Below are 26244 nucleotides of genomic sequence, written 5' to 3'. Positions count from 1 at the left end.
CACTTAGCCACCTCGCTACGTGATACACTGAGCCGATTCAGTTCACACCTAATGACAGGTATTCAACACTATGACGACCAACACCGAGTCACTTGCTACGCCAAATATTGATACCCTTATCGTTTCCCACGCCTCCTTGGATGAGCAGAGTGCGCGTCAGCTCACTACGCTACTTACTACGGCGCGCGCGCAACAGCGTCACGAGGAAGCCTTAGCGGATAAGCGTACCCGCGCCTTTATGGTGCTCTTTATGTTCCTCTATATCATGCTGGGGGCCTCACTCACCTTACCGACCTCACCGATAGACTTTAGCCATACCGCTTTACGCTACGCCATTGAGTCAATCCCTGTTCTCATCTCGTTCTCTGGCTTTTTTATCTCGGTACTGTTTTTCTTCTCAACCCGTCGGGCCTACCGTCGGCAGCTCAGCTGGCAAACAACCATCGGTGCCTTAGAGGCTCGCACGGGTCAACAACTTAGCCAATTTATTGAAGGTTTAAACTGTGGGCCGCAAAATTACTCTAATACCGGCCTACAGAGCGCCTTGGCGCTGTTCGTTTGTGTGACCTGGGTGGTGCTGTATAACTTTTTCACCTTTACCACCAGCGGCGTGATTGGCAGTGTGATTTCACTGTTTATCAGTACGATGGTCTATGTGATGTTAGATATTCAGTTACTTAAGGCTTCACAAACCTCGGTGCCAGACCAGCAGACTGAGGCTTCCTAAACGCGTATCGCCTTTCACCTCTCACGGGTTAGGTCAGTGTTCATTTCGTAAAGGTTAATTATTGTGTGGTATATGTTAGCAGTCACCCTCCTATGGGGGTCATCATTCAGCCTAACCGGGCATATTCTTGCCGGTCATGTTGATGGATTTTTCTCGGTATTTATCCGAACGCTGATCGCGGCAATAGTCTTTGTGCCAATGATGACGTGGCGCGGACTCCCGGCAAAATTAATTGCCGGACTATGGCTATGCGGGGCGTTACAATTTGGGATCACCTACGCATTGGCTTATCAAAGCTTTCGCCTATTAACTGTACCGGAAATGTTACTGTTCACCACGTTAACGCCGCTCTATATCGGCTTAATCAATAACGCGCTGGATCGTCAGTTCAACCCTTGGACCTTATTGGCTGCCGCCTTCGCCGTATCGGGGGGGATGGTAATTCACTACCATGGTTTAACCGGTGATTTTTGGCGTGGCTTCTGGATTTTACAGTTGGCCAATGCCACTTTCGCCGCAGGACAAGTGATTTGTCGCCGCTTGCTACTGGCCCGTCATCCACACTTAGCAATGACCAAACTATTCGGTCACTTTTTTTTGGGCGCGGTAGTGATCTCTGCACTGCTGTTTGGATTCTTTGGTCATACCGATCAACTCCCGCAAACGCCGTTACAGTGGGGATTACTGGTCTACCTTGGATTAATCGCTACCGCCTTAGGTAGCCTTTGGTTGGCGAAAGGTAGCACGCTAGTCAGTGTCACCGCTCTGGCAATCTTCAACGAACTTCACGTCCCTATTGGTTTAGTGATCAACCTTCTGTTTTGGGGCAGTGATGTCCCGTTATTACGCTTACTGGCCGGTTGCGCACTTATCGCGGTAGCTGTCGGGATTAATTACCTCGGTGCCGCCCGTACCCAGGCGCGTCACGCTTAGCCTTTAGGGCACCTGAAGTGTCAGGTGCCCTAGTCTTCGACCCTAGCTCTTTATGCCTAACGCTTGCCTGTTGCTTCTTTTATCAGCAGTCAGTCACCGCAAGCTAAAAACCGCTTTGACAAGCCAGAGGGGAGACGCTATTATCTGCCCCGTCTTCAGGACAATTCCTCTGTAGTTCAGTCGGTAGAACGGCGGACTGTTAATCCGTATGTCACTGGTTCGAGTCCAGTCAGAGGAGCCATATTAAAGAAGCCCGCTTAACGCAAGTTTAGCGGGCTTTTTGCTTTCTATTGTTCGCCGAGATGTTTCCCTCACTTTACTTCGGCTGGGATACCGTGTGACTTTTCAGTAAATTCCGTAACTCCATCAAATAAGGCTTATGGCTTCGGCCTCGTTTGCAAATAGCTGAGAACGGGGATTGAAAGCCAAACTCATTGGGTAACAGCACGCGTAATCGTTGTTGTTGAACCCAAGGCAATGCGTAATGCTCGGGAAGGTAACCAATATACTTCCCTGACAAAATCATTAATAACTGTGCATCAACTGATTCAACCGTCGCACTGCCTTGCGAGAATCCTCGCCGCCGTAAATCATTATTATTCCAATAGCTTCGAGTCACCAACGAACATCGGCTGATAGGGTCTTTATCTAACCGTCGTGCGGTAAAAAGTGGATGGAGATCGCTGCAATAGAGCCAGTGCTGCTCTCGGTATAGTGGCTCACTGATAATATTGTTAACGCGCGCACTGTAACTGCCTATCGCCAGATCAATTTGGTTATTGAGCACACCATTCAGCTGCTCTTCAGGGGTACGAATAATTAATTTGATATGAACATTGGGGAATTTATCGCAGAAACTGTGCAAAACTTTCGGTAAGGATAAGGCCGTTTCCGTTTCGATTGAATCGAGGATAGAAAGACAAAGTGTTCCGCTGTGATCACCTTTTAGCAAAGACGATTGACGCGCTAACTCTTCTAACTCACCCAGTACCCGTAACGCCTGCTGTAAAAAGAGCTGCCCCTTCTCCGTTAGCGCAAAGCCCCCTCGCCCACGTTGGCACAGACTAAATCCGAGTTGATCTTCAAGCTGCGACATTGCGTTACTGATCGCTGAGGCTGAAATACCCAATTCGCGTTGTGCGAGCGTATAACTTTCTAATCGAGCAACGGTTTCAAACACCTGTAATTGCCGCAGATTAGGCGGTGAATGGGGGGTCGATGGAATCATTGATTAGTTCACTGTTTGATGAAGTAAGTATTTATAGCAGACGATTTAACGTTAGAAAAATATTTTGCATATTTCTTAGGTCAATGCTCACCTTTACCCAAGAGGAATTTTTATGGATAACCAATTCAACCAGCCACAAAGTGGTAATGAGATGCCGCGTTTTGCTGGCCGGGCGACCATGATGCGCTTACCCTTTACCGAGGTATTACAAGGTCTTGACGCAGCCTTTATTGGTATCCCTCTGGATATAGGCACCTCACAGCGCTCAGGCACCCGATATGGCCCACGCCATATCCGCAGTGAATCCGTAATGATTCGGCCCTACAATATGGCAACCGGTGCAGCACCGTTTGACTCACTTTCTGTGGCCGATATTGGCGATGTTCCGATCAATACTTACAGCTTACTTAAGTCAGTCGATATCATTGAAGACTATTACACCGCCTTAAACGCTTACCCGCTTATTCCTCTCACCTTGGGCGGTGATCACACCTTAACCCTGCCAATATTGCGAGCCTTGGTCAAAAAACATGGCCCCGTCGGGTTGATTCACGTTGATGCGCATACCGATACCAATGATGAGATGTTTGGCGAAAAAATCGCCCATGGGACCACGTTCCGCCGTGCGGTGGAAGAAGGGTTACTCGATCTCAAACGCGTGGTACAGATTGGCCAACGCGCCCAAGGCTATGCTGCAGAGGATTTCCAATGGGGGGTCGATCAAGGATTCAGACTGATACAGGCTGAGCAGTGTTGGCATAAATCACTAACACCGCTGATGACGAAAGTGCGTCAACAACTGGGCAGCGGTCCGGTTTATCTCAGTTACGATATCGATAGTCTAGACCCAATTTGGGCACCCGGCACCGGTACACCTGAGGTCGGTGGACTCACCTCGATTCAAGCACTAGAAATTATCCGTGGCTGCCGAGGTCTTAATATTATCGGCGCGGATTTAGTCGAAGTTTCTCCGCCTTACGATGTCAGCGGTAATACCGCGCAATTAGCCGCCAACCTCCTCTATGAAATGCTGTGTATCTTACCCGGCGTGAAATATCCCAATAAGGCATAACACGCGAGAACCGTAAATAAAGCGTTCAATACAGAAAATAAACAGCATCATTAATTAATCCTAACGTTTATTACGGATGATTTATTTTAAAAGTCTGACAGTCATATTTTTCACTAATCAGGATGACGCTATTAATTCCGGTCAAAATGGGCGGTGATTTTTAGCCAATAGCGATAATAGAAAAGAGGGTGAATAATGCCAATACTTAAGAAATTTTCACGGTCACTACTCAGTGTGATAGCCGTTTTAATGGCCCTGTTACCCCGTGTGCAAGCGCAAGCCTTACTGAATCCGGGTGTCCTCAAAGTTGGCATTGAAGCCAGCTATCCCCCCTTCGAGTCATTTGATGTGAATGGTCAAATTATAGGTATTGACCCTGATATTGCGCAGCAGATCGCTAAACAGATGAATGTGCGTCTCGAATTGATCGATACTAAATTTACCAGTTTAATCTTTGGGCTGGGGCATAAATACGATATGGTCATCTCTGGAATGTATATTACTCCCGCCCGCCAACAACGTACCTTGGCCGTGCCTTATATGCTTTCTGGTGCCTCTATTATTAGCTGGAAAGGGGGCCAACATCAGCCTACCAATGAAAATGAGTTATGCGGGCTAACTGTTGGCTTGCAGCAAGGTAATGCTTGGAATGAAGATCTAACGCAGCAATCCGCGAATTATTGTCAAAAGCAAGGATTGGCCCCGATTAAGATTTTGGAATTTCCCACCGTACCGGAAGTCTCGCAAGCTTTACTCTCGAAAAATATCGACGTCCAACTGGAAATCGATTCTGCCGCGCAGAAGATTGTAAAAATGAGTCGTGGGCGCTTAGTTATCAGCTCGACAACACTGCTTTATCCTCTGCCCATGGGTATTTTTGTCGCTAAAAACAATCCGCAATTGGCCAGTGCTATCCAGGCTGCGCTCACCGCAACGAAAAATAACGGTCACTATACCGCGATAATGTCGACATACCACCTAGCAAGTCATCCCTAATATCACTCAGGAGTTACTATGGAATTTGATTGGGGTTATTTTCTATCGTTATTCAGCGTCGGCGCATTTTGGAAAGCCTGTGTGACCGTCATCGTTGTCAGTGCATTATCATGGTTATTCGGCTTAATACTGGGGTTTTTCTTAGCTTGCGCAAAATTATCGGGCCCGCGTTGGCTTAGTCTCCCGGTCAAACTTTATATCTGGTTTTTTCGCAGCGTTCCGCTAATGGTCTTACTGGTCTTTATCTATAACCTCCCGCAGCTTTTTTCCTCAACCCAATCCTTATTGGGCGTGCCATTTATTGCCGGATTGGTTGCCATGACCCTAACGGAAGCTGCCTATATGGCAGAAATCCATCGCGGCGGATTACTTTCCGTTTCGAAGGGACAAATGGAGGCGGGTCATGCTTTGAGTCTTTCCTTTATCGGTATTCAACGTCTGATTATAATTCCGCAAGCGTTTCGTATCGCCTTACCGACATTAATCAACGAATATATTACTATCATCAAACTGAGCTCGATTCTCTCCGTTGTCTCGCTTCCTGAGCTACTACTGACTGGTCAGCGACTGTATGCGCAGAACTTTTTGGTAATGGAAACATTACTCGCCGTCGCGCTCTACTATGTGCTGATCGTCACCCTCTTTAGCGGTCTATTTCGTATTATCGAGAAGCATCTCGATCTCCAGCGTCGTAATCCTCAAACCCTCAGCGATGAGGCCTGCCATACGCTACGCAGCAATTTTTCAGCGGAAATCCCGCACGCACCGTCTCGTACCACAGCCTCTTCTCCCCCGATCCTATCACTGCAAGCAATCAGTAAGTCTTGGGGACACCATCAGGTGTTAAAGGGGATCGACTTGACCGTTCAGCAAGGCGAAGTTATCTCTATCATCGGCCCGTCGGGATCAGGGAAAACTACATTGATTCGTACTATTAATGCCCTTGAATCGATAGATGGTGGCGCCATCAGTCTGTTTGGTGAGGATTATTTAACCAGCGGGACGCCACAAAATAAAGCGCGCGTTCGAGCGGGCGTACGTCGGATAGGGATGGTATTTCAAGATTTCCACTTATTCCCCCATCGTACGGTGCTTGACAATATCACCTTAGCCCCGCGCTATCATAAACTGCTCGATAAAGCTGTCTCGGTTAGCTGTGCACGTCGCTTATTAGATCGGGTGGGCTTACTCGCTCACGCAGATAAGTACCCTCATCAGCTTTCTGGCGGGCAGCAACAACGTGTCGCTATCGCCCGAGCACTAGCCCTGAAGCCCGATATTATGCTATTCGATGAACCCACCTCGGCACTCGATCCAGAACTGGTCGGCGAGGTACTCAAAGTGATCCAATCTTTAGCCCGCGAAGGCATGACCATGCTTATCGTTACCCATGAGATGGATTTTGCTTTATCGATTTCGGATCGTATTGTGATGATGGAGAACGGCAAGGTGCAGAATGATATCGCCCCTCAGACACTCAAGGTAAACGAGCGCGCTGAACCTTCTTTAACCCGACTGCGTGAATTTATGGGAGTGAATTAATGGAAACGGAACGACACTTACGCCAACAACTGGCTGCCGCCTACCGACTGGCAGCGATGTTCGGTTGGGAAGATACTCTTTATACTCACTTCTCTGTGCGGCTACCCGGTGACGGCGAACCTCAGTTTTTAATTAATCCTTTTGGGATGATGTTTGATGAAGTGACCGCAAGCAACCTGATTGTGGTCGATATGCAGGGTAACGTTGTCGCGGGATACTCCACCGCCAATTCAGCAGGATTCACCATTCACAGCGCCGTGCATAGCGTACGTGACGATGCGCACTGTGTCATGCATACGCATACCTTACCGGGTATGGCGGTTGCCGCATGTGAACAAGGGTTATTGCAACTTAATCAGATCAGTACTGAGTTTTATCAACGGGTGGGTTACCATCCCTATGAAGGCGTATCCTTTGATCTGGACGAACGGGCGCGGATCCAACACTCTTTAGGTGAGAACATTGCGCTAATCCTACAAAGCCATGGCCTGTTATCCGTCGGACGCACCATCGCTGATGCTTTTTATATTATGTACTACCTTAATCGGGCCTGTGAAATTCAGCTAGCGGCGGCACAATTGGCCGCACTGGATACCATCCGCACTATTCCTAAATCATTGAGTCACCATGCCTGCCAACAGCTGATGGGCGTCGAACAAGAGCGTCAGCTCGTGTGGCAAGCCTGGTTACGCCGACTCGACCGAATTGATGACTCTTATAAAAGTTGATGACTATGAATAAATCAATCGTTGTGGTGGATTGTGATGATCCCCAATTAGCAGAAGCGATCTGTAGCGCACTGGCTGACTATACTCAGGTGGAGGCCATATTACCTTCACACCCGTCAGAACAGGCGGCACACTATGCCTGTTGCTGGTTTCCTCACCCAGAGCTGTTAACGCATTGCCCCAATCTCAAGCTGGTACAAGCGGCTTCCGCAGGGGTCGATCATCTCCCCGAGGCGCTTTTCACCAGTGATATTCCTTTGTGTCGAGTGGTGGATGATAATTTTCGCCACGGAATGTTCGAGTATGCACTGTGGGGCGTGTTATATTTTCAGCGCTATTTCGACCGCGCAATCCGTAGTCAACAACAGAAACGGTGGCAACTCTACGCACAACGGCCAAGCCATACATTTCGCGTGGGGATAATGGGGCTGGGGGAGATAGGAAGTTACCTTGCCAGTCAGTTCGCTTTACTCGGCTACCCAGTATCAGGTTGGGCGCGCAGCGAAAAAACGCTGGCCGGGGTAAACTGTTTTGCCGGTCATGATCAACTCGACGCCTTCTGCCATGATTTAGATGCACTCATCAATGTTTTACCGTTAACAGCGCAGACACGCGGCATTCTAGGAACCCCCTTATTCAATCGCTTACCACAGGGTACAGCGTTAATTAATTGTGGTCGGGGTGACCACATGATCAATCATGAGGTGATAGCGGCCTTAGACAGCGGGCATCTTGGCGGCGCAGTGATCGACGTCTTTCCGATCGAACCTCTGCCCACAGATGACCCAATGTGGACGCATCCTAATGTCATCGTCACGCCGCATATGGCCTCTTCCGCTGAAGTCTCCGTGATTGTCTCACAGCTTATCGATAACATTGCGCGGGTCGAGCAACTTCGTCCGCTGCGTAATCAAGTCGATAAATATCACGGCTATTAATTTTTAAGTGGGAAGTCTCGGCGACAGGACCATGCTGCTGGCTTCCCTCCTCCTACTATGACTTATTAATTCACCAACTAAACGCTTATCGCGCTTTTAACGCCCCTCTGCCAAAAAAATTTGCTAAGATCTTACAGAATAGTGATCCATTTCATATTTTTGATGAAAATCGACTACGCTTAAACGACTACCATTTTTATACCAATGAGCGAGTGGAGCGAGAGTGATACAGAACCCAATACTTTACCCCCAGCGTTCAACGGATGAACCTTCTGCAGAGCAGATCTTCAACTGGGCACGGAATGCACAACTAGGCTCTAAGCAGCAGCTGTATACGCCAAAAGACGAGGCGGCTTTACAAGCACTGCTTAAAGCGTCCTCAGGCCCTATCCGAATTATCGGCAGTCGCCTATCCCCTGGACGTATGGTTTCGCCACAGAGCGAAGGTATCCTGCTGGATTTAAAACATTTTCGCGGTGTACTCGCGATGGATGAAAACAGCGTAAGTGTTGCCGCAGGGACGCCTTTACAAGAGCTGTTTAAAACCCTGCAGCAGAACGGCCGAATGTTGAATTGTTCCCCTGGTGTGATTGCCGTACAAACCGTGGGCGGAGCGCTCGCGACCGGTACGCATGGCCAAGGTCTGCAGCAAAGTGCCATCACTGACGAAGTCCTAAGCTTTACCCTTATCCTAGCTAATGGTGAAAAACGGACGTTTAAACGTGGGGATGCTGAATTCTCTGCGGTGATGGTCAATCTAGGCTGCCTAGGGATTATCACCGAAGTCACGCTTTCCACGGTGCCTGAAAACTACTTCACCTGCGTTAAGACGGCGGTCAGTGCCGATAGCCTCGAAACCGATATTATTGACTGGAACCACCAGCATCTTTTCAGTAAAGCATGGTGGTTTGTCGACGATAACTTGCTGCATGTTTGGAATATCGACCCTGCTGATGCGTCAGCGCGGCAACGTTATCAAGATAATGCTCAACAAGTCGTACAGCACTCTTCTGATCAGGATGAGAGCTTAAACGCTACTATCGACCAAACTCTAGCTTTGATGCATGCCGACACTCAGGTTCATGGCCATGGCGGCAAGCAGTTTCGTACTGTCGCTCGCTTTAAAGATTTCACTGATATCACCGGAGATATTTACCAACTGTTATGCCGCGGTATCGCCGTACCGCAGATCAACGTTGAAATCGGTGTGCCGCTAGCCCAAACCCCAACGATTATCCGCCATATTAAGCAATGGTATGCGGAGCACAAACCGCATATGCACTATCCGATTATTTTGCGTTGTACTGGTGCCTCGGAGGCGTGGTTAAGTCCGGCCTATCAACAGGACACCTGTTACTTCGGCTTTGTTGTCTATTACGCTGACGACGGCTCCCTGTCGCAAGATGGCTTACACTTCCTCACAGAGGTAGAGAAGATTTTGGCCACCTACGGCGGACGGCCGCATTGGGGGAAATATTATGATCCTCAACATTATGACTGGCCAACCCTCTATCCTAAATGGCAGGATTTTTCTGCGGTGAAGCAGCAGCTTGACCCGCAGCAGCGTTTTAGCAACCCTTACATACAGCAACTGTTCCCCCCATTGATAGGAGATCACGCATGAACGCATGGGCAACCCTTCTGACCCAGGACGATTACCTAGTCGGGGTGATTGCGCTCCAGCGCTCTCTAACGCAACAACAGAGCCAGTGGCCGTTGGTGGTGATGGTCACACCAACCATCAGTCAAGCCGTGCGCGATCAATTGTCGGCTGAGGGCTGCCGTTGGGTCGAGATCACCCCGCTATACCCTAAAGCGGAGCTGAGCCAACACTATGCTTGCGCGCAATTTGGCGAGGTATGGTCGAAACTACGTGTCTGGGGCTTAACCGACTATCGTCGTATTGTCTTTCTCGATGCGGATATGTTGGCCGTACGCAATATGGATGAGCTGTTTGACTTACCTCTTGCCGAGGGTCACATTGCCGCCTGTCATGCCTGCCGCTGTAATCCTAATCAGATCGCCAGCTATCCTGCTAGCTGGCAACCGGAAGCCTGTCATTATACTTGGCAAGAGAAAAAACAACCGCCGCCAGTATCACTGGATCTCTACCTAAATGGAGGATTCCTAGTCTTAACACCGGATGAAGCGATGGCTAATCATCTCGTGGAGAAGGTAGAAGGGATCAATGATCTGAGTCGTTATCCCTTTTCAGAACAAGACTTGCTGAATGAGGTCTTTGAGAACCGCTGGACACCGGTTTCTTACGGCTATAACGCGCTGAAAACTCTACCGTTCCAGCATAAAGGCTTATGGAAATTCGGTGAGGTGAAGAATATTCACTATATTTTGAAAAAGCCTTGGCAGAAGCCCCGTCATCCTAACGCTGATGAACAGGATCGTGATACGCCGCTTGATGCACTGTGGTGGCAGGTATATCAGCCGGAAAGCTAAAAGATACCGATGGGCTAATCGTTATGGCTTAGCCCATTGTTAATTAGTCAGAGATCCTCTCCGATTCGAGAAGTTTTTCGATTTGCGCCTTACTGACCGCTGGGCTGAATAAGAAACCCTGTCCGATAAGATAGCCTTCGTTAATCAGCGTGTCACACTGCTCTTGCTCTTCCACCCCTTCCGCTACGACGTCCATGCCCAGGCAGTTTGCCAAGAGCAAAAGCGCCTTGATAATGGCTTTACCTTCGCGGCCTTGATGTAAGCTGCTGACGAAACTGCGATCGACTTTAATGACATCTACCGAATAATCTTTAATATTACTTAGGGTTGAGTAACCGGTGCCGAAATCATCCAGCGCAATACGTATTCCTTGCTGTCTCAGCTCTTTAATCGCGCGAATAACAAATTCTGCACCATGGCTGACAATCATATGCTCAGTAATTTCAATTTCGATTAGGCGAGGGGAAATTCCATAGTGGGCGATTTGCGCTAAACATTTTTCGGCGTAGTCATCCCACATAAATTCGACCGGCGAAGCATTCAGTGACACCGGCACCAGCGTGAGACCTTTCTCAGTCCAAGCTTTGATGTCCTCAAACACTCGCGTACGCATCTGCTCGCCGATTTTTTCGACCAGTGACCGGTTTTCAAAGGCCGCCCAGATAGCACCGGGATAAGCTAATTCACCTGTTGGGGTGGTGCAGCGTAGTAACGCTTCCAAGCCCACTAACTTTCCATCTTTCAATCTCACTTTGGGCTGATAATAAGGTTCGATTTTATGATGATCGATGGCGTATTGTGCTAACTCTAACTGCTCGGCAATGCGCGTTACGCTCTTCATCAACTGGCTATGATACTGGAGCACGCCACCGCGACCGTTCTGCTTAATTTCACTGAGGGCCACGTTCGCTGCTTTCGTTAACATCTCGCTATTTTCGACCGAATAGGGCCAAGTGGCGGTACCGATGCTCATGGACAGACGGACGGATTGGCCATTATGGTTGATTGGTTTAGCGATGCCATTGATGATATTTTGCGCGAGCTGAGTGATTTCCTCAGTACTCATTGTTTGAGAGATAATGATGGCAAATTCATCACCCGACAGACGCGCAACATACCCTTGGCCCGATAGGTTTTTTATCAACCGCTTGGCGACAATCTTGAGTATATGGTCGCCGAAATGGCTTCCACGGGTATCGTTTAACAGTTTGAAGTGGTCAAGATCGGCATGTAATAAAGTTACTGATTGATGAGTCGCTTTGGCAATACGCAACGCTTTGTTAAGATAGGACTGGAAATGACGGCGATTCGGGATATTGGTTAACTCATCAAACTCGCTAAGATGACGTAGTTTGGTCTCCGCCGAGCACTGTTGCGTCACGTTTCTCGATACACACAGAATGCTGCTGACGACACCTTGCTCGTTGTGAACAGGGGTCAGAAGATTATCCCAAAAGGTAATTTCGCCTGATTCATTGATGGTTTTTCCCAGAAACTGCGCATTCTCGCCTGAGCGAGCCTTTTGCAGCGCTTTTCTGCCCGGCTTTTTAATTTCTTCCGGCAACAGCGGTAGCCACTCCATTCCAAAGCCAGAAAGAGGATCCACCCCCAAGGCGGTGCAGCCAGATTGATTCATATTGATTACTCGCCCGTCTGGGCTAAGAATTTTAATACAATCTATACTGGCATCAAGCATCGCTTTGTAAGCATACAAAGTCTCTAAATGACCTTTATCAAGTGCACCATCATCAAACGAAGGCGATGAGATAGCCGAAGGTAAAGTCTTTGTCATTAGTTCCTCAAAAAATTAAAACTTTTCGCTTACCGTACCATTTCAGCTGAAGCTTAGAGTGCTATTTTTCGCCAGCTTTACACAATAATCCTAAAAATTCAGATGGCGATAGGAATAGTCTTATAGGCCATGTTAAATCAATTTATTCGCGCGTTGGATCATCTTTCGATAATTATTTAACCAGGTGCCACTGTGCAATCGCCACCAAAAACAGATGCCACGCACTGCCCAATCCATCACCATCCCAAGCCATACGCCGACCACGCCCCAGCCTAACCATATACCGAGAACATAGCCCATTACCACGCGCGCTCCCCACATACTGAACATCGAAACATACATGGCAAACCGCGCATCTCGCGCCCCTTTCAGGCTTGCCGGTAACACCCAAGAGCAGGCCCAGATCGGCATAAAAGCGGCGTTAAGCCATAATAGATGCTGTGCCACGCTAATCACTTCAGGGTCGGCGGTATAGAAACGCGCCAACAGTCCCGCGAAGGGGATGGTTGACCACGCGATAAGCGTTAGTCCCACGGTCGCTAGCCAAAAAACATGACGTATTTGCTTCTCTGCTTGATAGACCTGATCTAACCCTAAGCGTTTACCTGTAACAATCGTCGAGGATGAAGCCAAGGCGTTGCCGGGTAGATTGATTAACGAAGCGATGGAAAACGCAATAAAGTTTCCGGCAATATCGCTAGTGCCCATGCCCGCGACATAAATTTGTGTAAGGAGTTTACCGCCATTAAACAGCACCGATTCGACGCTAGCGGGCACCCCGATACTCAATACTTCTTTAAGAATCAGTGTATTCCACCGAGAGAAATAACTCTTAATCGGAATCATGAGTGCGCCACTAAAACGATTAGCCAACAGAGTAATAATGACTAATGCCCCGATGTAGCGCGAGAGGGTTAGCCCTAACCCTGCCCCACTAAAACCGAGTCCATTCCAACCTAAACAGCCATAAATGAGGATTGAACTGATGATGATATTTAAAATATTCATCCCCGCATTGACCAACATCGGCACTTTGGTATTACCAGCTCCCCGTAATGCCCCACTGCCTATCAACGCGATGGCAGCAGCAGGATAGCTCCACGCTGAGATATGCAGATAGTTAAGCGCCATGGCCTTCACTTCCGGATCGGCGCTGCCGGCAATGACCTGGATAATCTCTTGTCCAAAACATTCAATAATCATGGCAAGTACAAGGCCCAGGATAGTCATTAGCCCGAGAGATTGCCGCGCCGCGGCTCGGGCGCGTTCCTTCTCGCCTCGCGCCAAACTGAACGCTACCACGACCGTAGTACCAAGATCGATCGCCGCGAAAAATGCTATTATCACCATATTAAAGCTATCAGCAAGCCCCACCCCGGCCATAGCCGCTTTCCCGAGCCAACTGACCAAAAAGGTACTTAATACCCCCATTAACAGGACGCAAAGGTTTTCGATAAAGATGGGTACCGCAAAAGGGGTTATTTCACGCCAAAATAGGGTTCGGTAGCGGCGTCGTTGACGGTACCAAGGCGTTCGTTGAATCATTTGAGCAAGGGGACGAATAACACGCTGCACAATGCACATCCTTTTTCCGCACAGAGAAGACAGAGAGACTCAACGATCATCTATTACGACAGGCGATGGATTAACTTTAGTGTTTAACCATTAATAACTCAATAATATTTAACAAATTTAATACAATTCTGGTTTATGCTGAGTCCTGTTTGTAGTGTATAAAAACACGGGGTAGAGTAAACCTGATTATATGCCCGCCTGATGAAGAGAGGTTCACCATCATGTCACAACCACAGTTAGCCATCGAACAAGCGTTAGACCAATTGGAAACCTACTATGAGAGTGCTGTGGCCGCATTAAGAGCGGCATTAGAACGCTATATTACCTCAGGCGAATTACCCAGCAGCGATGCCCGGCAAGCGGGTCTTTTTGCCTATCCTGAACTAATACTGCACTGGCAGGGAGAGCAGACGCCTGTCCAGCGCGTGCGGGCGTGGGGACGATTCACCCATGCTGGCACCTACAGCGCGACCATTACTCAACCGGCACTCTTTCGTCGTTATTTGACCGAACAGTTAGAGATGCTCAGTAAGGAATATCAATTCACCCTTGAAGTTCGCCGGTCTGCAGTAGAGATCCCCTACCCTTACGTATTAGACGGTTTGGCTTTGACGATTGAACGCCAGCAAATGGCCACGATTACCCGTTTCTTCCCCACCACTGATCTGGCTAATATTGGCGACGATATATCCGATGGCTTGGTGACGCATGATCAAGAGCTGCCCCTCGGCCAGTTCGATGCTTTGCGGGTCGATTTTTCGCTTGCACGTCTTAAACATTACACCGGTACCCCGCCAGAGAGCGTTCAGCCCTATATTCTGTTTACCAATTATACTCGCTATGTCGATGAGTTTATTCGCTGGGGTAAAGAGCAAGTCGCTGACCAGAGCTCGCCTTATATCGCCTTAGTCTGTGCCGGCGGCGATGTGCTCAATGCGGAGAATATCGAACAAGAATTACGTCAAGACGCGTGGAAGAAACATCAAATGCCCGCTTGGCATCTGATTACCGAAGATAATCAAGGGATCTCGCTAATTAATATTGGTGTTGGCCCCTCAAATGCCAAAACAATCTGCGACCACCTTGCCGTCTTACGGCCCCACGCCTGGTTAATGATTGGTCACTGCGGTGGGTTACGTGAGAGTCAGCGAATTGGTGATTATGTGTTAGCGCATGCCTATCTGCGCGATGACCATGTGTTAGATAGTGTGTTACCTGCGGATATTCCGGTACCGAGCATTGCAGAAGTCCAACGCGCACTCTACGATGCCACGCGCCATCTATCTGGTGAAACCGACAGTACCACGATCAAGCAGCGCTTACGAACGGGGACCGTCGTCACCACCGATGATCGAAATTGGGAACTTCGTTACGCAGCCTCAGCCTTACGCTTCAACTTAAGCCGTGCGATCGCCGTGGATATGGAAAGTGCCACTATCGCTGCGCAAGGTTATCGTTTTCGTGTCCCTTACGGCACACTGCTCTGTGTGTCTGATAAACCATTACATGGCGAGATCAAATTGCCCGGCCAAGCTAACCGTTTCTACGATGGGGCGATTTCTGAGCATCTGCAGATAGGGATTTGTGCGGTGGACCTGCTGCGTGCGGAAGGCGATAAACTGCATTCTCGTAAGTTACGTACTTTCGTCGAACCGCCCTTCCGTTAAAAAAAGCGTTAGGTCATCGACCTAACGCTTTTTTTCGTCTAGGTGGTTAACCAACCCAGTTTAATCACGAACAATACAGTCAATACGATTAGCGCGGGATTCAGCTCTTTGTACTTACCGGTACAGAGCTTAATCACCGTCCAACTAATAAACCCGAACGCAATACCGTTCGCAATTGAATAGGTTAATGGCATCGCTAATGCTGTAATAGTTACCGGTGCAGCCGTAGAGATATCCTTCCAATCGATTTCCGCTAAACCTGACGCCATCAGTACCGCCACAAACAGCAGTGCAGGTGCCGTAGCATAGACGGGCACACTACCGGCTAACGGAGAGAAAAACAGCGACAGTAAGAACAGAATGCCTACTACGATTGCCGTCAATCCCGTCCGACCGCCAACAGCCGCCCCAGCGCTAGACTCGACAAAACTGGTGGTGGTTGAAGTTCCGAGTAACGAACCGAAAAGTGCAGCGATGCTATCAGAGAGCAGCGCACGTCCCATCAAAGGAATATTACCGTTCTCATCGGTCAGTCCTGCTTTACGCGTTACGCCAATCAGCGTTCCGGAGTTATCGAACACATCGACAAATAAGAAGGCAAAAATAACGCTGACCAGCCCGACATTAAAGGCCCCGGCAATATCCAACTGTAAGAAGGTTGGTGCCAGCGAAGGAGGAGAGGAAATCACGCCACCAAAAGGCGAAAGCCCGGTCAATATGGAAATTGCGGTAACCACTAGGATACCAATTAAGATTGCACCGGTAACCCGACGCGCTTCAAGGATAACAATCAGGAAGAAGCCAGCAATCGCTAAAAGTGGGCCTGGTTTAGTTAAGTCCCCCATCCCCACTAGGGTCGCTGGGTTATCGACAACGATCCCCGCACCTTCTAGTGCTACGATAGCAAGAAATAACCCAATCCCGGCGGCAATCGCAGAGCGAAGTGCGAGGGGGATACTACGGATAATCCACTCCCTAATTTTGAAAATAGAGAGACAGAAGAAGAGTACAGCGGAGATAAAGACGGCACCCAAAGCGACTTGCCAGTGATACCCCATATGTAACACGACGGTATAGGTGAAGAAGGCGTTTAGCCCCATTCCCGGTGCTAAAGCAATAGGAAGGTTAGCAATCATCCCCATCAATACTGAGCCAATGGCGGCGGCTAAACAGGTCGCTACAAAGACCGCGCCCTTGTCCATACCAGTCTGCCCCAGAATAGAGGGGTTAACGAAAAGAATGTAGGCCATCGCCAAAAAGGTCGTAATCCCGGCAATGATTTCTGTTTTAACGTTGGTGTTGTTTGCCTTTAATTTAAAGAGCTTTTCGAGCATGTTGTTTTCTCAAATTATCGTCATTTATACACAATACAATGCCGTGTCTAGGCTTGATCGCGTGCTCATGGTGGTGGAACGCACTCAATACGTAAACGTTTTCGTTCCGGCGAGGGATCCTAATGGGGGGAGGCCGCCTGAGCAATAGTTTTTTATCACTTTGTTCAAGAAAGTTGCAGGCGACCTAGATCATTAGCAGAGGATCAAGCAGTTTGCGTCATTAAAGGTGTAGAAGAGACGGCAACCCGAGCAAACTCACACTGTTTCAAAATCGATTTCGCATGATGGTAGAGCACCTGCCCCGCATCCGTCGGAATAACGCCTCGTTTGGTACGGATCAACAGCTGTTGGTTCAACTCGCCTTCTAAGGTGGCCAACTGCTGACTGAGGGCCGGTTGTGCGATATGCAGGACTTCACTTGCACGAGTTAGGCTACCTGTGTCGACAATTTTCACAAAATATTTTAAGCGTCTTAGATTCATGATTAACTCCTACCAAGGATAAGTGGCGTGAGACTCGCCGCAAGTAAATCTAGCAAGCAATTATCAGGCCAACCTGGCAAATCCCGTCTATTCCCTACCCGCCTCCCTGAGAATTTCTGCTTTACGCCACCGCTTTGCACTGTCGTGAAGCAAAGGCAGACCTTTTAGTGCAGTCCCGATTGCGCACAGTCTACCCAGCTTGGTTATTTCGCCAGCAAACGCACTAAACAACGGAAAAAGGGCTTTGACAAGTGCCGAACACAACACTATTATCTGCCCCGTCTTCAGGACAATTCCTCTGTAGTTCAGTCGGTAGAACGGCGGACTGTTAATCCGTATGTCACTGGTTCGAGTCCAGTCAGAGGAGCCAAATTTTTCATTCACCGTCGATAGACAGAGTGTTATTACCTCCATTCAATTATCGCACGTCGAATTACAATCCCAGGCCCATCGGTTTGGGATGATCATTTACCCATATCCACTTTGTCGCCTCCTGAAAAGCACTGACTATTCAACTAAAATTGTCACTTTCTTCCATTCAACAGCTCTATGCCTTATTGTCCATTGGTTAAGTTGCCCAGTATCTAGCAACCAGATAATTATCACCGCCTTTCTCGAAAAAAGAAGTCGCGAGGTAGTCTACTATTTTTTCGGCGTTTTCGAGCTTATCATCAGAGAAGTCTATCACCGACAAATCGCATAATGGCCATCGCTAGCACGAAGGCGGCGTATCCCCACCCCGCGGGGGCGAGAGTGAGGCTTCGCTCGGAGGTGAGCCATCTACCGCTCCAAGCAAGCATTGCCCTTTCAGCCAGGAAGCATGTCATACACATCAAAGCCATAATCAGTAGACGCCAACCCTAAACGCCGGTGTTTTGCTTCGGGATAAGTTGCTGAAGAGAGCAGATTTGTGCCTACCAATACCATGACTAAAACAAGCACGGTTAAAGCGCCGAAGGACGTCATCATCGTTGACAGTCCACCACTGAGACCGATACGCCCACCGCCCCCATTATTCCCAACAGACTACATAATCCATAAAACCCTGGCATAAGCGGTTCGCTGGACTTCTGATCGATAAGCGCCCCCTGGATATTGTCACATCCATTAACCTTACCCCAGCCCCGAAGACACCTAAACTCAGGATTATTATCACTATCGATTTGGCAATCGCTAGAAAGGGAAAGGTAAGATAGACCATCAATGATCACCGCACGACAGCCAAAATGCCCGGCGAGGCGACCCGAAAATAACATGCTAATCAGTGACCCCCCTCCACAAGACAATAAAAGCAGTCCTAGTGATTTCACCCGAAAAATGTATGACTCAATCGGCTTTCACGGCGCTTATCTGTTGTGAGGACTGATCGCCTACTTTTCACCCAGTTTTCACTGTTTACCCTTCGCGCCCTCTCAAATAATAAGGGATTTACCCACCCTAGCTGTGGCGGATAGGGATTGATAGCACCTTAGGTTAAGGATAAGAAGATTTTAGCTTCTCAATAGAGCTATCGCCCTCTACACTTACTCTTTTACCCTGCTTAATGCCAATAAGGACGCCAAAATGAAATCACGTGCTGCGGTCGCTTTTGCTCCCAATCAACCCTTAAAAATTGTCGAGATCGATGTTGAAGCGCCAAAGAAAGGCGAAGTATTGATTAAGAACACTCATACCGGTGTCTGCCATACGGATGCATTCACGCTATCAGGCGAAGATCCTGAGGGTTTATTCCCGGTCGTTCTGGGTCATGAAGGCGCGGGGATTGTGATCGAAGTGGGTGAAGGCGTGACCAGCGTAAAACCCGGCGACCATGTCATTCCGCTCTATACTGCAGAGTGCGGCGAATGCGAATTTTGTCGATCAGGCAAAACCAATCTCTGTGTGGCAGTGCGTGAGACACAAGGCAAAGGTGTTATGCCAGACGGCACCACGCGCTTTTCCTATCAAGGCCAGCCTCTCTACCATTATATGGGCTGTTCGACCTTCAGCGAATATTCTGTGGTGGCGGAAGTCTCTTTAGCTAAAATCACGCCTGAGGCGAATCATGAGCAAGTCTGTCTACTCGGCTGTGGGGTGACCACCGGTATTGGTGCAGTGCACAATACCGCTAAAGTTCAGCCAGGTGACTCAGTCGCGGTATTTGGATTAGGCGCCATCGGGCTCGCAGTCATTCAAGGTGCTCGTCAAGCGCAGGCCGGTAAAATTATTGCTATCGATACCAATCCCGGAAAATTTGCTTTAGCGACCCAATTTGGGGCGACGGAGTGTATTAACCCTAAAGACCACGATAAATCGATCAAAGATGTTCTGTTAGAGAAAAATAAATGGGGTATCGACCATACCTTTGAATGTATCGGTAATGTCGATGTAATGCGCCAAGCATTAGAGAGTGCCCACCGCGGCTGGGGACAGTCCATCATCATCGGTGTGGCGGGTGCGGGAAAAGAGATCTCCACGCGTCCCTTCCAGTTAGTCACTGGACGAAGCTGGAAAGGCTCAGCCTTCGGTGGCGTGAAAGGACGTAGTCAATTACCCGATATGGTTAAGCAAGCCATGGTAGGTAAGATAGACCTTGCGCCTTTTGTTACTCATACCCTGACTTTGGATGAGATTAATCAGGCCTTTGATTTAATGCACGAAGGTAAATCTATCCGTACCGTTATTCGTTTTTAAGGGGAAGAGATGGCTACCGATTCATTGACCCGTATCGAACGGCATGCGAGTTTTGGCGGGTGGCAGGAGGTATGGCAACACAGCTCCGAGACCCTACACTGTGAGATGAAGTTTGCGGTGTATCTGCCACCGCAAGCTGCGCATCAGTCAGTTCCCGTTCTGTATTGGCTATCAGGTCTAACCTGTTCAGAGCAAAACCTTATTACCAAAGCCGGTTTTCAGCGTTATGCCGCCGAGCTTGGTATGATGGTCGTGGCGATCGATACCAGCCCGCGGGGCGAACAGGTGGCGGATGATGACGCTTGGGACATCGGTCAAGGAGCTGGATTCTATCTCAACGCGACGCAACAGCCTTGGGCTAGCCATTACGCGATGTTTGATTATCTCAGCAAAGAGATACCTGCACTTATCGCCACTCACTTTCCCAGTAACGGTCGACAAGCAATCGCCGGTCATTCGATGGGCGGGCACGGTGCCTTAATGGTCGCACTCAATAACCCGGGCCGTTTTGACAGCGTCTCGGCTTTTGCGCCTATCGTCGCCCCTAGCCAAGTTAAGTGGGGACAAAAGGCATTCACCGCTTATTTGGGGAGTGACACCACTCAGTGGCAGCAGTGGGATAGCCTGTCGTTGGTCGAGCAAGGGCATTCGCTCCCTATGACCTTAATCGACCAAGGGCTTGCCGACCCCTTCTATCCCCAACAACTCACTACCGAGTTGCTAGAAGCTGCTTGTCAGGAGAAAGCGCTACCCGTCACGTTCCGTTACCATCCGGATTACGATCATAGTTACTACTTCATTAGCACTTTTATTGAGGAACATCTCCGCTTCCACGCGAACGCGTTAATGGCGTAAGGGCTATTCCGAAAGCAGAGTGTTGAGTTATTCATCACTCTGCTGATAAAAACGGCAAACAGACGACTCTCGGCAATATTTGTTTTGACAAGCCTGTCGGCAAACCGTACATTACGCACCAAGCAATTCCTCTGTAGTTCAGTCGGTAGAACGGCGGACTGTTAATCCGTATGTCACTGGTTCGAGTCCAGTCAGAGGAGCCAAATTCCTAACGCCCCCATTCAGCACTTTCTCCATATCGTCTTAATGGGGGCGTATCCAGATTGATGATCTTATCATCCACACCTGTACAGTTTCTCACCGCCCACCCTCCGTGTAAGATTTTTTTGTTTCTAGACTGTACGTCAAATGATCTCTGACGATAGATTTATCGCTGAATCCCAGTTCCACGCAAAAAAGCGTTGAGGTATACCCCGCTTAAGTGTCACAAATGGTAGACATACAGGGATCCATATCGTAGTTCGAGTACTCGATTCGTCTCATTAACCGAGAACTTTTGTCTCCGCATTCCGTCACCTACACGCCCAACTTCCCACTGTACGCAAGGCATATCCCCTGCTTATCAAATCATTCACCTGTCTGGTGGATTGATTGCCTTAAAGCCCGCCAATGCAAAAGTTTTTAAATGCTGCGATAACACTTTTTTATCCATCCCTGCAATCACACCAATAGGTCCTGGGACTTTACCGCCTGCCACCATCAGCATTAAGCAAGGGGCTACCACATTAAGCATACACAGTGGCACTCGCGGGTCGTCTTCGGACAATCCCACTGCTTGACAGATGATCGTCCGCACGCAGAGAATTTTCGCCATTCCTTCTATTCTAATAAACTCAGCTAACTGCACTGACGGTGAGAATATTTCTCTAAACAATACTTGACTGTACCAACCGGAGATTGCTTGCATTTTGTCAACAATCATATCGATGAAACTTTCGAAACGATCATGAGGCGATTGGTCATTGTTAATGAGCGTGTTGAGGTCATTAGCATCAATGAAGTGACGATGGGCCTCGGAGAGTACAGCAAGATATAACCTCTCCCTTCCCCCAAAGTGGTAATTGATGGATGCTAAATCCACGCCTGCAAACTGCGCAATTTCTTTGTTCGTCGTATGAGCAAAGCCTTGTTGCGCAATTAATTCCCCAGCGCAATTCAATAACTTAGTACGGGTTGCAGCCCCATCACTCCGGCGTGTTCTACTCATGGCTAGGCCTTCACTCAAAAAAACTTTCGAATATCATACCAAAATTGAGTTGACTCTTCTTAAATTTAAATTCATTTTTAATTTAAACTATGGAGAATACTTCTTACTGCGGGTCATCTTAATGAAAAAAATTATCGTACCAGGTGTCATTGCCTTACTGGTTATCGCAGCATTCACCGGCTGGTGGTTTCAACGATCAACCGATAACCCACAAATTATCACGCTTTACGGCAATGTCGATATTCGCCAAGTCTCCTTAGCGTTCAATGCCTCTGGGCGTATCGATACACTTTTGGTGCAGGAAGGCGATCGCGTTAAAGCTGGACAACTTTTGGGTCGCCTTGATACCCAAGCCCTTGATATACAGTCACGACAAGCTGCCGCTCAACTCGCTGCACAACAACAAACGTTACAAGAACAACAAAGAGGCGCACGTCCAGCCGAGCTAGCCCAAGCTCAGGCCGAGCTCGCATCGGCCCAAGCAGAGCAGCGTAAGGCTCAACTCGAGATTCGCCGTCTTCGCGCTATTGCTGACGCGACGCAAAATAAAGGGGTCAGTCAACAGGACCGTGAAGCAGCCACCAGTAGTCTTCTTGTGGCGAGCGCACAGGTCAAAGAACGTCAAGCCCACCTTAGTTTGGTGATGGAAGGTGCACGAGCGGAACAACGTCAAGCCTCTATAGCTCAGCGCGATGCGCTAAAAGCGGGTCTAGATCTTATCAACTATCAGCGTTCTCAAGGCGAACTTCATTCTCCCGTGGACGCGGTGATTCGCGCTCGGCTGGCAGAGCCGGGTGACATGACATCCCCCCAACAAAGCGTTTTCTCTTTAGCCTTGGCTAGTCCGAAGTGGGTCTGTGTGTGGTTAAACGAAACGGACTTGGGCCGTATACAAGAAGGTATGAAAGCTAATATTACGACGGATTCTTTTCCCAATCGTCCCGTACAAGGCACTATCAGCTATATTTCATCTGTGGCCGAATTTACTCCCAAATCGGTCCAAACAGAGGAACTCCGTACCCACCTAGTTTATGAGGTACGTGTCCGCGTAGAGGATTCAAATAACCTGTTGAGAATGGGTCAGCCGGCAACAGTGACTATTGATACTGCCAACCAAACTGCGGCCCCCCATGAATAAGCTAAACGATGTGGTGATTGCCACTGGGCTAGTGATGACCTTTCCGAGCAAAATGCGCAATATGCCTGAAGTCAATGCGTTAGACGGATTGGATCTGCGGATTAAAGCAGGCGTATTGACTGCACTGGTTGGCCCTGACGGCGCAGGAAAAAGTACGTTGCAACGACTGATTGCGGGCTTGTATACCCCGAGTGCTGGATCACTCACTGTACTCGATACCGATGTCGTAAAAAATCCTCAAGCCGTTCAAAACCGCATCAGTTATATGCCGCAACGCTTCGGTCTATATGAAGATCTCAGTGTAGGCGAAAACCTCAATCTATATGCTGACCTGCACGGAGTAAAACCCGAAGAACGGGAAATTCGTCTCAAACGCTTACTTGATATTACCGATCTGGCACGCTTTATCCACCGTCCAGCGGGACAATTATCAGGTGGGATGAAACAAAAGCTGGGCTTAGCCTGCACATTGGTGCGTTCCCCCGACCTCCTCCTCCTTGACGAACCGAGTGTAGGGGTTGATCCACTTTCGCGAAGAGATCTATGGGAAATCATTACGCAACTCGTTAATGATGAACAACTCAGTGTGTTGATTAGCACGTCTTATATGGATGAGGCTGAGCGTTGCGCACACGTCAATGTCATCTATCAAGGGAAGGTATTGGCGCAGGGAACGCCCTCATCTCTGACTGAGCAAGCGCGCGGATTAACTTGGGAAGTTACCCCCCCTTTAGGCACGCGAGCACGCACGTTGCAAGCCTCGCTATTAGAAAACACGGAGCGAATTACCGATGCCGTTCCTCAGGGCGACAAAGTACGCTTTATCACACTTCCCGACGCGCCACATCCCCCTGATGACATAGTGCCTGCAGGGGCCAAACTCGCCTGTCGAGAACCCGTGTTTGAAGATGCTTTTATGCTAATGCTCCATCAAGCACAACGGAAAGGTGTCGCTCCCGCCACTACCTTAACAAAAGTGGGAGGAGGCACCAAACCCCTTACTGAACAGGACGATGAAGCCCCTGCGATTATTGTGCGCGACCTGGTGCGGAAATTTGGTGATTTTACCGCTGTCGCCAGTACCTCTTTTGAGGTGCGCCGAGGTGAAATATTTGGTCTACTAGGGCCTAATGGCGCGGGCAAGACAACAACCTTTCGCATGCTCTGTGGGTTACTTCCCGCAACCCAAGGCCAGCTCCAAGTTGCTGGCATGAACTTACGCACTGCTCGCGCCGAAGCCCGTGCACGTATCGGTTACGTTTCTCAAAAATTTGCGCTCTATGGTAATTTGACCGTGAAAGAGAATCTGACTTTTTTCGGCGGCGCTTATGGATTAAGCGGTAAAAAATTACACCGTCAGGTGGAAAAATCCCTTGGCCAGTTCGACTTAACGGCGGACGCTAAAAGCGGCGAGTTGCCCGGTGGCTTCAAACAACGCCTTTCCATGGCTGCTGCCTTACTGCATGAACCGGATATCGTATTTCTCGACGAACCCACCAGTGGTATCGATCCGCTGGCGCGGCGCGCGTTTTGGTACACCATCAGTGAATTAGCAGATAAAGGCATCACGGTCATTGTTACCACGCACTTTATGGAAGAAGCCGAATACTGCGATCGCATTGCTATTCAAGATGCAGGAAAAATGCTCGCATTAGGAACGCCCCACGCAGTGCGACAGCAAGCAGGTCTCGACCACTCGGCAGACATGAACAGCGCCTTTATCGCCATCGTAGAGAACGCACGCACCACAACGACAGGAGGCCACAAATGAGCCAATCTTCATTTGGTCGACGGCTGACGACACTGATACGTAAAGAAACTCATCAGTTGTTGCGGGATAAAAGCAACCTCGCTGTTGGTTTGTTGCTGCCTCTCTTACTGATCTTGCTTTTTGGTTATGGGCTTTCATTTGACTTACCGAATGGCAGAGTCGCAATCGTGATGGAACAACGAACACCTCAGGTTAATACCCTACTCTCAGGACTTCAAGGGAGTACCTATGTAGTTCCCACAGAATACTCTTCTATGGCCGCAGCGGTCCAAGCATTACGGCATAACGAAACTGATGCAATTTTACGTATTCCTCCCGATTTTGCTCGCCAACAAAGTCGTGGTAATGGACAACTTCAACTCATTACAAACGGGGCCGAAACAAGTGTCGCCTCTTCAATCCAAGCCTACGTGTCGGGCGCAATTGCGACCGCTTCAGCCATTAAGGTGGACCGCCTAGGCGGGGGACAAGCCCGCATGGGAACTGTTTCCATTGACCAACGTTTATGGTTTAACGAATCAGGAAATAGCACATGGTTTATCGTTCCTGGATTGGTTGTGCTAATCCTCACGCTAATCGGGGCTTTTCTAACAGGCTTATTAATAGCGCGTGAAAGGGAGCGTGGCACATTAGAAGCCATTTTTGTCACACCGGTGCGCCCTATCGAACTGGTCTTGGCCAAGTTAGCACCTTATATGGTCATTGGATGCATCGATCTTCTTGTATGTTTGCTAACCTCACACTTCTTATTTGCAGTCCCAATTCGTGGCTCACTGATCGCGATAACCTTAGCCTCCCTACTCTATCTAGTGGTTTCCCTCTCCTTAGGATTAACCATTTCAGGCTATGCACCCGGTCAGTTCTTGGCCAGTCAAGTGGCACTGATAGCCAGTTTTATGCCTGCGATGATGCTTTCCGGCTTTGTATTTGATATCCGCAACTTACCGGTTGCCATACAAGTAATTAGCCAACTCCTTCCGGCAACTCATTTTATGTCGCTTATTAAAGCGCTATTCCTTGCCGGTGACGATTGGCCACAATTTTTCAAAGAATGTGGAATTCTGCTGGGCTATGCGCTGGTCTTGATCAGTGCATCCTGTTTTTCTCTACGTAAAAAGCTGAGGTAGCACCG

The 26244-nt window shown here is 48.8% G+C and carries 21 protein-coding genes, 3 tRNA genes and 1 pseudogene; 18 read left to right on the top strand and 7 right to left on the bottom strand.

Going from position 1 to position 26244, the window contains the following annotated elements; translation table 11 throughout:
- Positions 1 to 70 precede the first annotated feature (70 nt).
- The 3 genes from MKR94_RS09820 (at position 71) to MKR94_RS09810 (ending at position 1901) form a co-directional block, all read left to right on the top strand.
- Positions 71 to 727, top strand: coding sequence for a RipA family octameric membrane protein (locus MKR94_RS09820; protein ID WP_241646738.1), 657 nt, complete (start codon positions 71 to 73; stop codon positions 725 to 727).
- A gap of 63 nt (positions 728 to 790) precedes the next feature.
- Positions 791 to 1660: an EamA family transporter gene (locus MKR94_RS09815; protein ID WP_338328020.1), complete on the top strand. Its 870-nt coding sequence runs from the start codon at positions 791 to 793 to the stop codon at positions 1658 to 1660.
- Between the two features lie 165 nt (positions 1661 to 1825).
- Positions 1826 to 1901 (top strand) — tRNA-Asn (locus tag MKR94_RS09810).
- A 75-nt stretch (positions 1902 to 1976) separates the two neighbouring features.
- Here the strand turns inward: MKR94_RS09810 and MKR94_RS09805 are convergent.
- The gene (locus tag MKR94_RS09805) at positions 1977 to 2888 is read right to left on the bottom strand and encodes a LysR family transcriptional regulator (protein WP_241646736.1); all 912 of its coding nucleotides are present in this window, start codon (positions 2886 to 2888) and stop codon (positions 1977 to 1979) included.
- A gap of 112 nt (positions 2889 to 3000) precedes the next feature.
- On the opposite strand from MKR94_RS09805, the gene speB reads away from it, so the two are divergent.
- From speB to MKR94_RS09770, 7 genes are all read left to right on the top strand, one after another.
- Positions 3001 to 3960, top strand: coding sequence for an agmatinase (gene speB / locus MKR94_RS09800; RefSeq protein ID WP_241646735.1), 960 nt, complete (start codon positions 3001 to 3003; stop codon positions 3958 to 3960).
- 195 nt (positions 3961 to 4155) lie between these two features.
- Positions 4156 to 4956 carry a transporter substrate-binding domain-containing protein gene (locus tag MKR94_RS09795; RefSeq protein ID WP_241646734.1) on the top strand — a complete coding sequence of 267 codons (801 nt, stop codon included), beginning with the start codon at positions 4156 to 4158 and terminating at the stop codon, positions 4954 to 4956.
- Between the two features lie 18 nt (positions 4957 to 4974).
- Positions 4975 to 6498, top strand: a complete 1524-nt coding sequence (locus MKR94_RS09790) for an amino acid ABC transporter permease/ATP-binding protein (RefSeq protein WP_241646733.1) — start codon at positions 4975 to 4977, stop codon at positions 6496 to 6498.
- Entirely contained in the window at positions 6498 to 7226 is a 729-nt protein-coding gene (locus MKR94_RS09785) for a class II aldolase/adducin family protein (RefSeq protein WP_241646732.1), read from the top strand. Before MKR94_RS09790 ends, MKR94_RS09785 begins: the two co-directional genes overlap by 1 nt.
- Before the next feature lie 5 nt (positions 7227 to 7231).
- Complete coding sequence (locus tag MKR94_RS09780) at positions 7232 to 8164, top strand: 2-hydroxyacid dehydrogenase (RefSeq protein WP_241646731.1); 933 nt, start codon at positions 7232 to 7234, stop codon at positions 8162 to 8164.
- Between the two features lie 223 nt (positions 8165 to 8387).
- Positions 8388 to 9788, top strand: a complete 1401-nt coding sequence (locus MKR94_RS09775; RefSeq protein WP_241646730.1) for a D-arabinono-1,4-lactone oxidase — start codon at positions 8388 to 8390, stop codon at positions 9786 to 9788.
- Positions 9785 to 10618: a glycosyltransferase family 8 protein gene (locus MKR94_RS09770; RefSeq protein WP_241646729.1), complete on the top strand. Its 834-nt coding sequence runs from the start codon at positions 9785 to 9787 to the stop codon at positions 10616 to 10618. The genes MKR94_RS09775 and MKR94_RS09770 overlap by 4 nt, the downstream gene beginning before the upstream one ends.
- A 43-nt stretch (positions 10619 to 10661) precedes the next feature.
- Here the strand turns inward: MKR94_RS09770 and MKR94_RS09765 are convergent, their stop codons facing one another.
- Positions 10662 to 12410 (bottom strand): sensor domain-containing protein, encoded by a 1749-nt coding sequence (locus MKR94_RS09765; RefSeq protein ID WP_241646728.1) that lies wholly within the window; start codon positions 12408 to 12410, stop codon positions 10662 to 10664.
- Between the two features lie 132 nt (positions 12411 to 12542).
- Positions 12543 to 13955, bottom strand: coding sequence for an EmmdR/YeeO family multidrug/toxin efflux MATE transporter (locus MKR94_RS09760; RefSeq protein ID WP_241646779.1), 1413 nt, complete (start codon positions 13953 to 13955; stop codon positions 12543 to 12545).
- A gap of 251 nt (positions 13956 to 14206) precedes the next feature.
- On the opposite strand from MKR94_RS09760, the gene MKR94_RS09755 reads away from it, so the two are divergent.
- Positions 14207 to 15652 (top strand): AMP nucleosidase, encoded by a 1446-nt coding sequence (locus MKR94_RS09755; protein WP_241646727.1) that lies wholly within the window; start codon positions 14207 to 14209, stop codon positions 15650 to 15652.
- A 38-nt stretch (positions 15653 to 15690) separates the two neighbouring features.
- Here MKR94_RS09755 and MKR94_RS09750 read toward each other — a convergent pair whose 3' ends face one another.
- Both MKR94_RS09750 and MKR94_RS09745 read right to left on the bottom strand, forming a co-directional pair.
- Positions 15691 to 16986 carry an NCS2 family permease gene (locus tag MKR94_RS09750; protein ID WP_241646726.1) on the bottom strand — a complete coding sequence of 432 codons (1296 nt, stop codon included), beginning with the start codon at positions 16984 to 16986 and terminating at the stop codon, positions 15691 to 15693.
- A gap of 236 nt (positions 16987 to 17222) precedes the next feature.
- Positions 17223 to 17468 (bottom strand): annotated as a pseudogene (locus MKR94_RS09745) (LysR family transcriptional regulator); the annotation flags it as partial.
- Between the two features lie 294 nt (positions 17469 to 17762).
- Here MKR94_RS09745 and MKR94_RS09740 point away from each other — a divergent pair.
- Positions 17763 to 17838, top strand: a tRNA-Asn gene (locus MKR94_RS09740).
- A gap of 595 nt (positions 17839 to 18433) precedes the next feature.
- Here MKR94_RS09740 and MKR94_RS09735 read toward each other — a convergent pair.
- Positions 18434 to 18724, bottom strand: a complete 291-nt coding sequence (locus tag MKR94_RS09735; protein ID WP_241646725.1) for an MFS transporter — start codon at positions 18722 to 18724, stop codon at positions 18434 to 18436.
- 307 nt (positions 18725 to 19031) lie between these two features.
- Here MKR94_RS09735 and MKR94_RS09730 point away from each other — a divergent pair, with 307 nt between their 5' ends.
- The 3 genes from MKR94_RS09730 to MKR94_RS09720 all read left to right on the top strand — a co-directional run bounded on the left by MKR94_RS09730 (position 19032) and on the right by MKR94_RS09720 (position 21199).
- Positions 19032 to 20141: an S-(hydroxymethyl)glutathione dehydrogenase/class III alcohol dehydrogenase gene (locus MKR94_RS09730; RefSeq protein WP_241646724.1), complete on the top strand. Its 1110-nt coding sequence runs from the start codon at positions 19032 to 19034 to the stop codon at positions 20139 to 20141.
- A gap of 24 nt (positions 20142 to 20165) precedes the next feature.
- A complete protein-coding gene (gene fghA / locus MKR94_RS09725; RefSeq protein WP_241646778.1) occupies positions 20166 to 20996 on the top strand; it encodes an S-formylglutathione hydrolase in 831 nt (276 codons plus the stop codon).
- A 127-nt stretch (positions 20997 to 21123) separates the two neighbouring features.
- Positions 21124 to 21199, top strand: a tRNA-Asn gene (locus MKR94_RS09720).
- 368 nt (positions 21200 to 21567) lie between these two features.
- Here MKR94_RS09720 and MKR94_RS09715 read toward each other — a convergent pair.
- Positions 21568 to 22203 (bottom strand): TetR/AcrR family transcriptional regulator, encoded by a 636-nt coding sequence (locus MKR94_RS09715; protein ID WP_241617260.1) that lies wholly within the window; start codon positions 22201 to 22203, stop codon positions 21568 to 21570.
- 121 nt (positions 22204 to 22324) lie between these two features.
- Here MKR94_RS09715 and MKR94_RS09710 point away from each other — a divergent pair, with 121 nt between their 5' ends.
- From MKR94_RS09710 to MKR94_RS09700, 3 genes are read left to right on the top strand one after another with little or no spacing between them, the layout of a single operon-like run.
- Positions 22325 to 23341: an HlyD family secretion protein gene (locus tag MKR94_RS09710; RefSeq protein WP_241646723.1), complete on the top strand. Its 1017-nt coding sequence runs from the start codon at positions 22325 to 22327 to the stop codon at positions 23339 to 23341.
- Positions 23334 to 25112 carry an ATP-binding cassette domain-containing protein gene (locus MKR94_RS09705; RefSeq protein ID WP_241607727.1) on the top strand — a complete coding sequence of 593 codons (1779 nt, stop codon included), beginning with the start codon at positions 23334 to 23336 and terminating at the stop codon, positions 25110 to 25112. The genes MKR94_RS09710 and MKR94_RS09705 overlap by 8 nt, the downstream gene beginning before the upstream one ends.
- A complete protein-coding gene (locus MKR94_RS09700; protein WP_241646722.1) occupies positions 25109 to 26239 on the top strand; it encodes an ABC transporter permease in 1131 nt (376 codons plus the stop codon). The genes MKR94_RS09705 and MKR94_RS09700 overlap by 4 nt, the downstream gene beginning before the upstream one ends.
- Positions 26240 to 26244 lie beyond the last annotated feature (5 nt).

It is taken from the genome of Rosenbergiella metrosideri (assembly GCF_022602565.1).
In the GTDB taxonomy this organism is placed as follows: Bacteria; Pseudomonadota; Gammaproteobacteria; order Enterobacterales; family Enterobacteriaceae; genus Rosenbergiella; species Rosenbergiella metrosideri.
The sequence above is the reverse complement of the archived record's forward strand: the minus strand, read 5'-3'. Positions and strand labels throughout refer to the sequence as shown.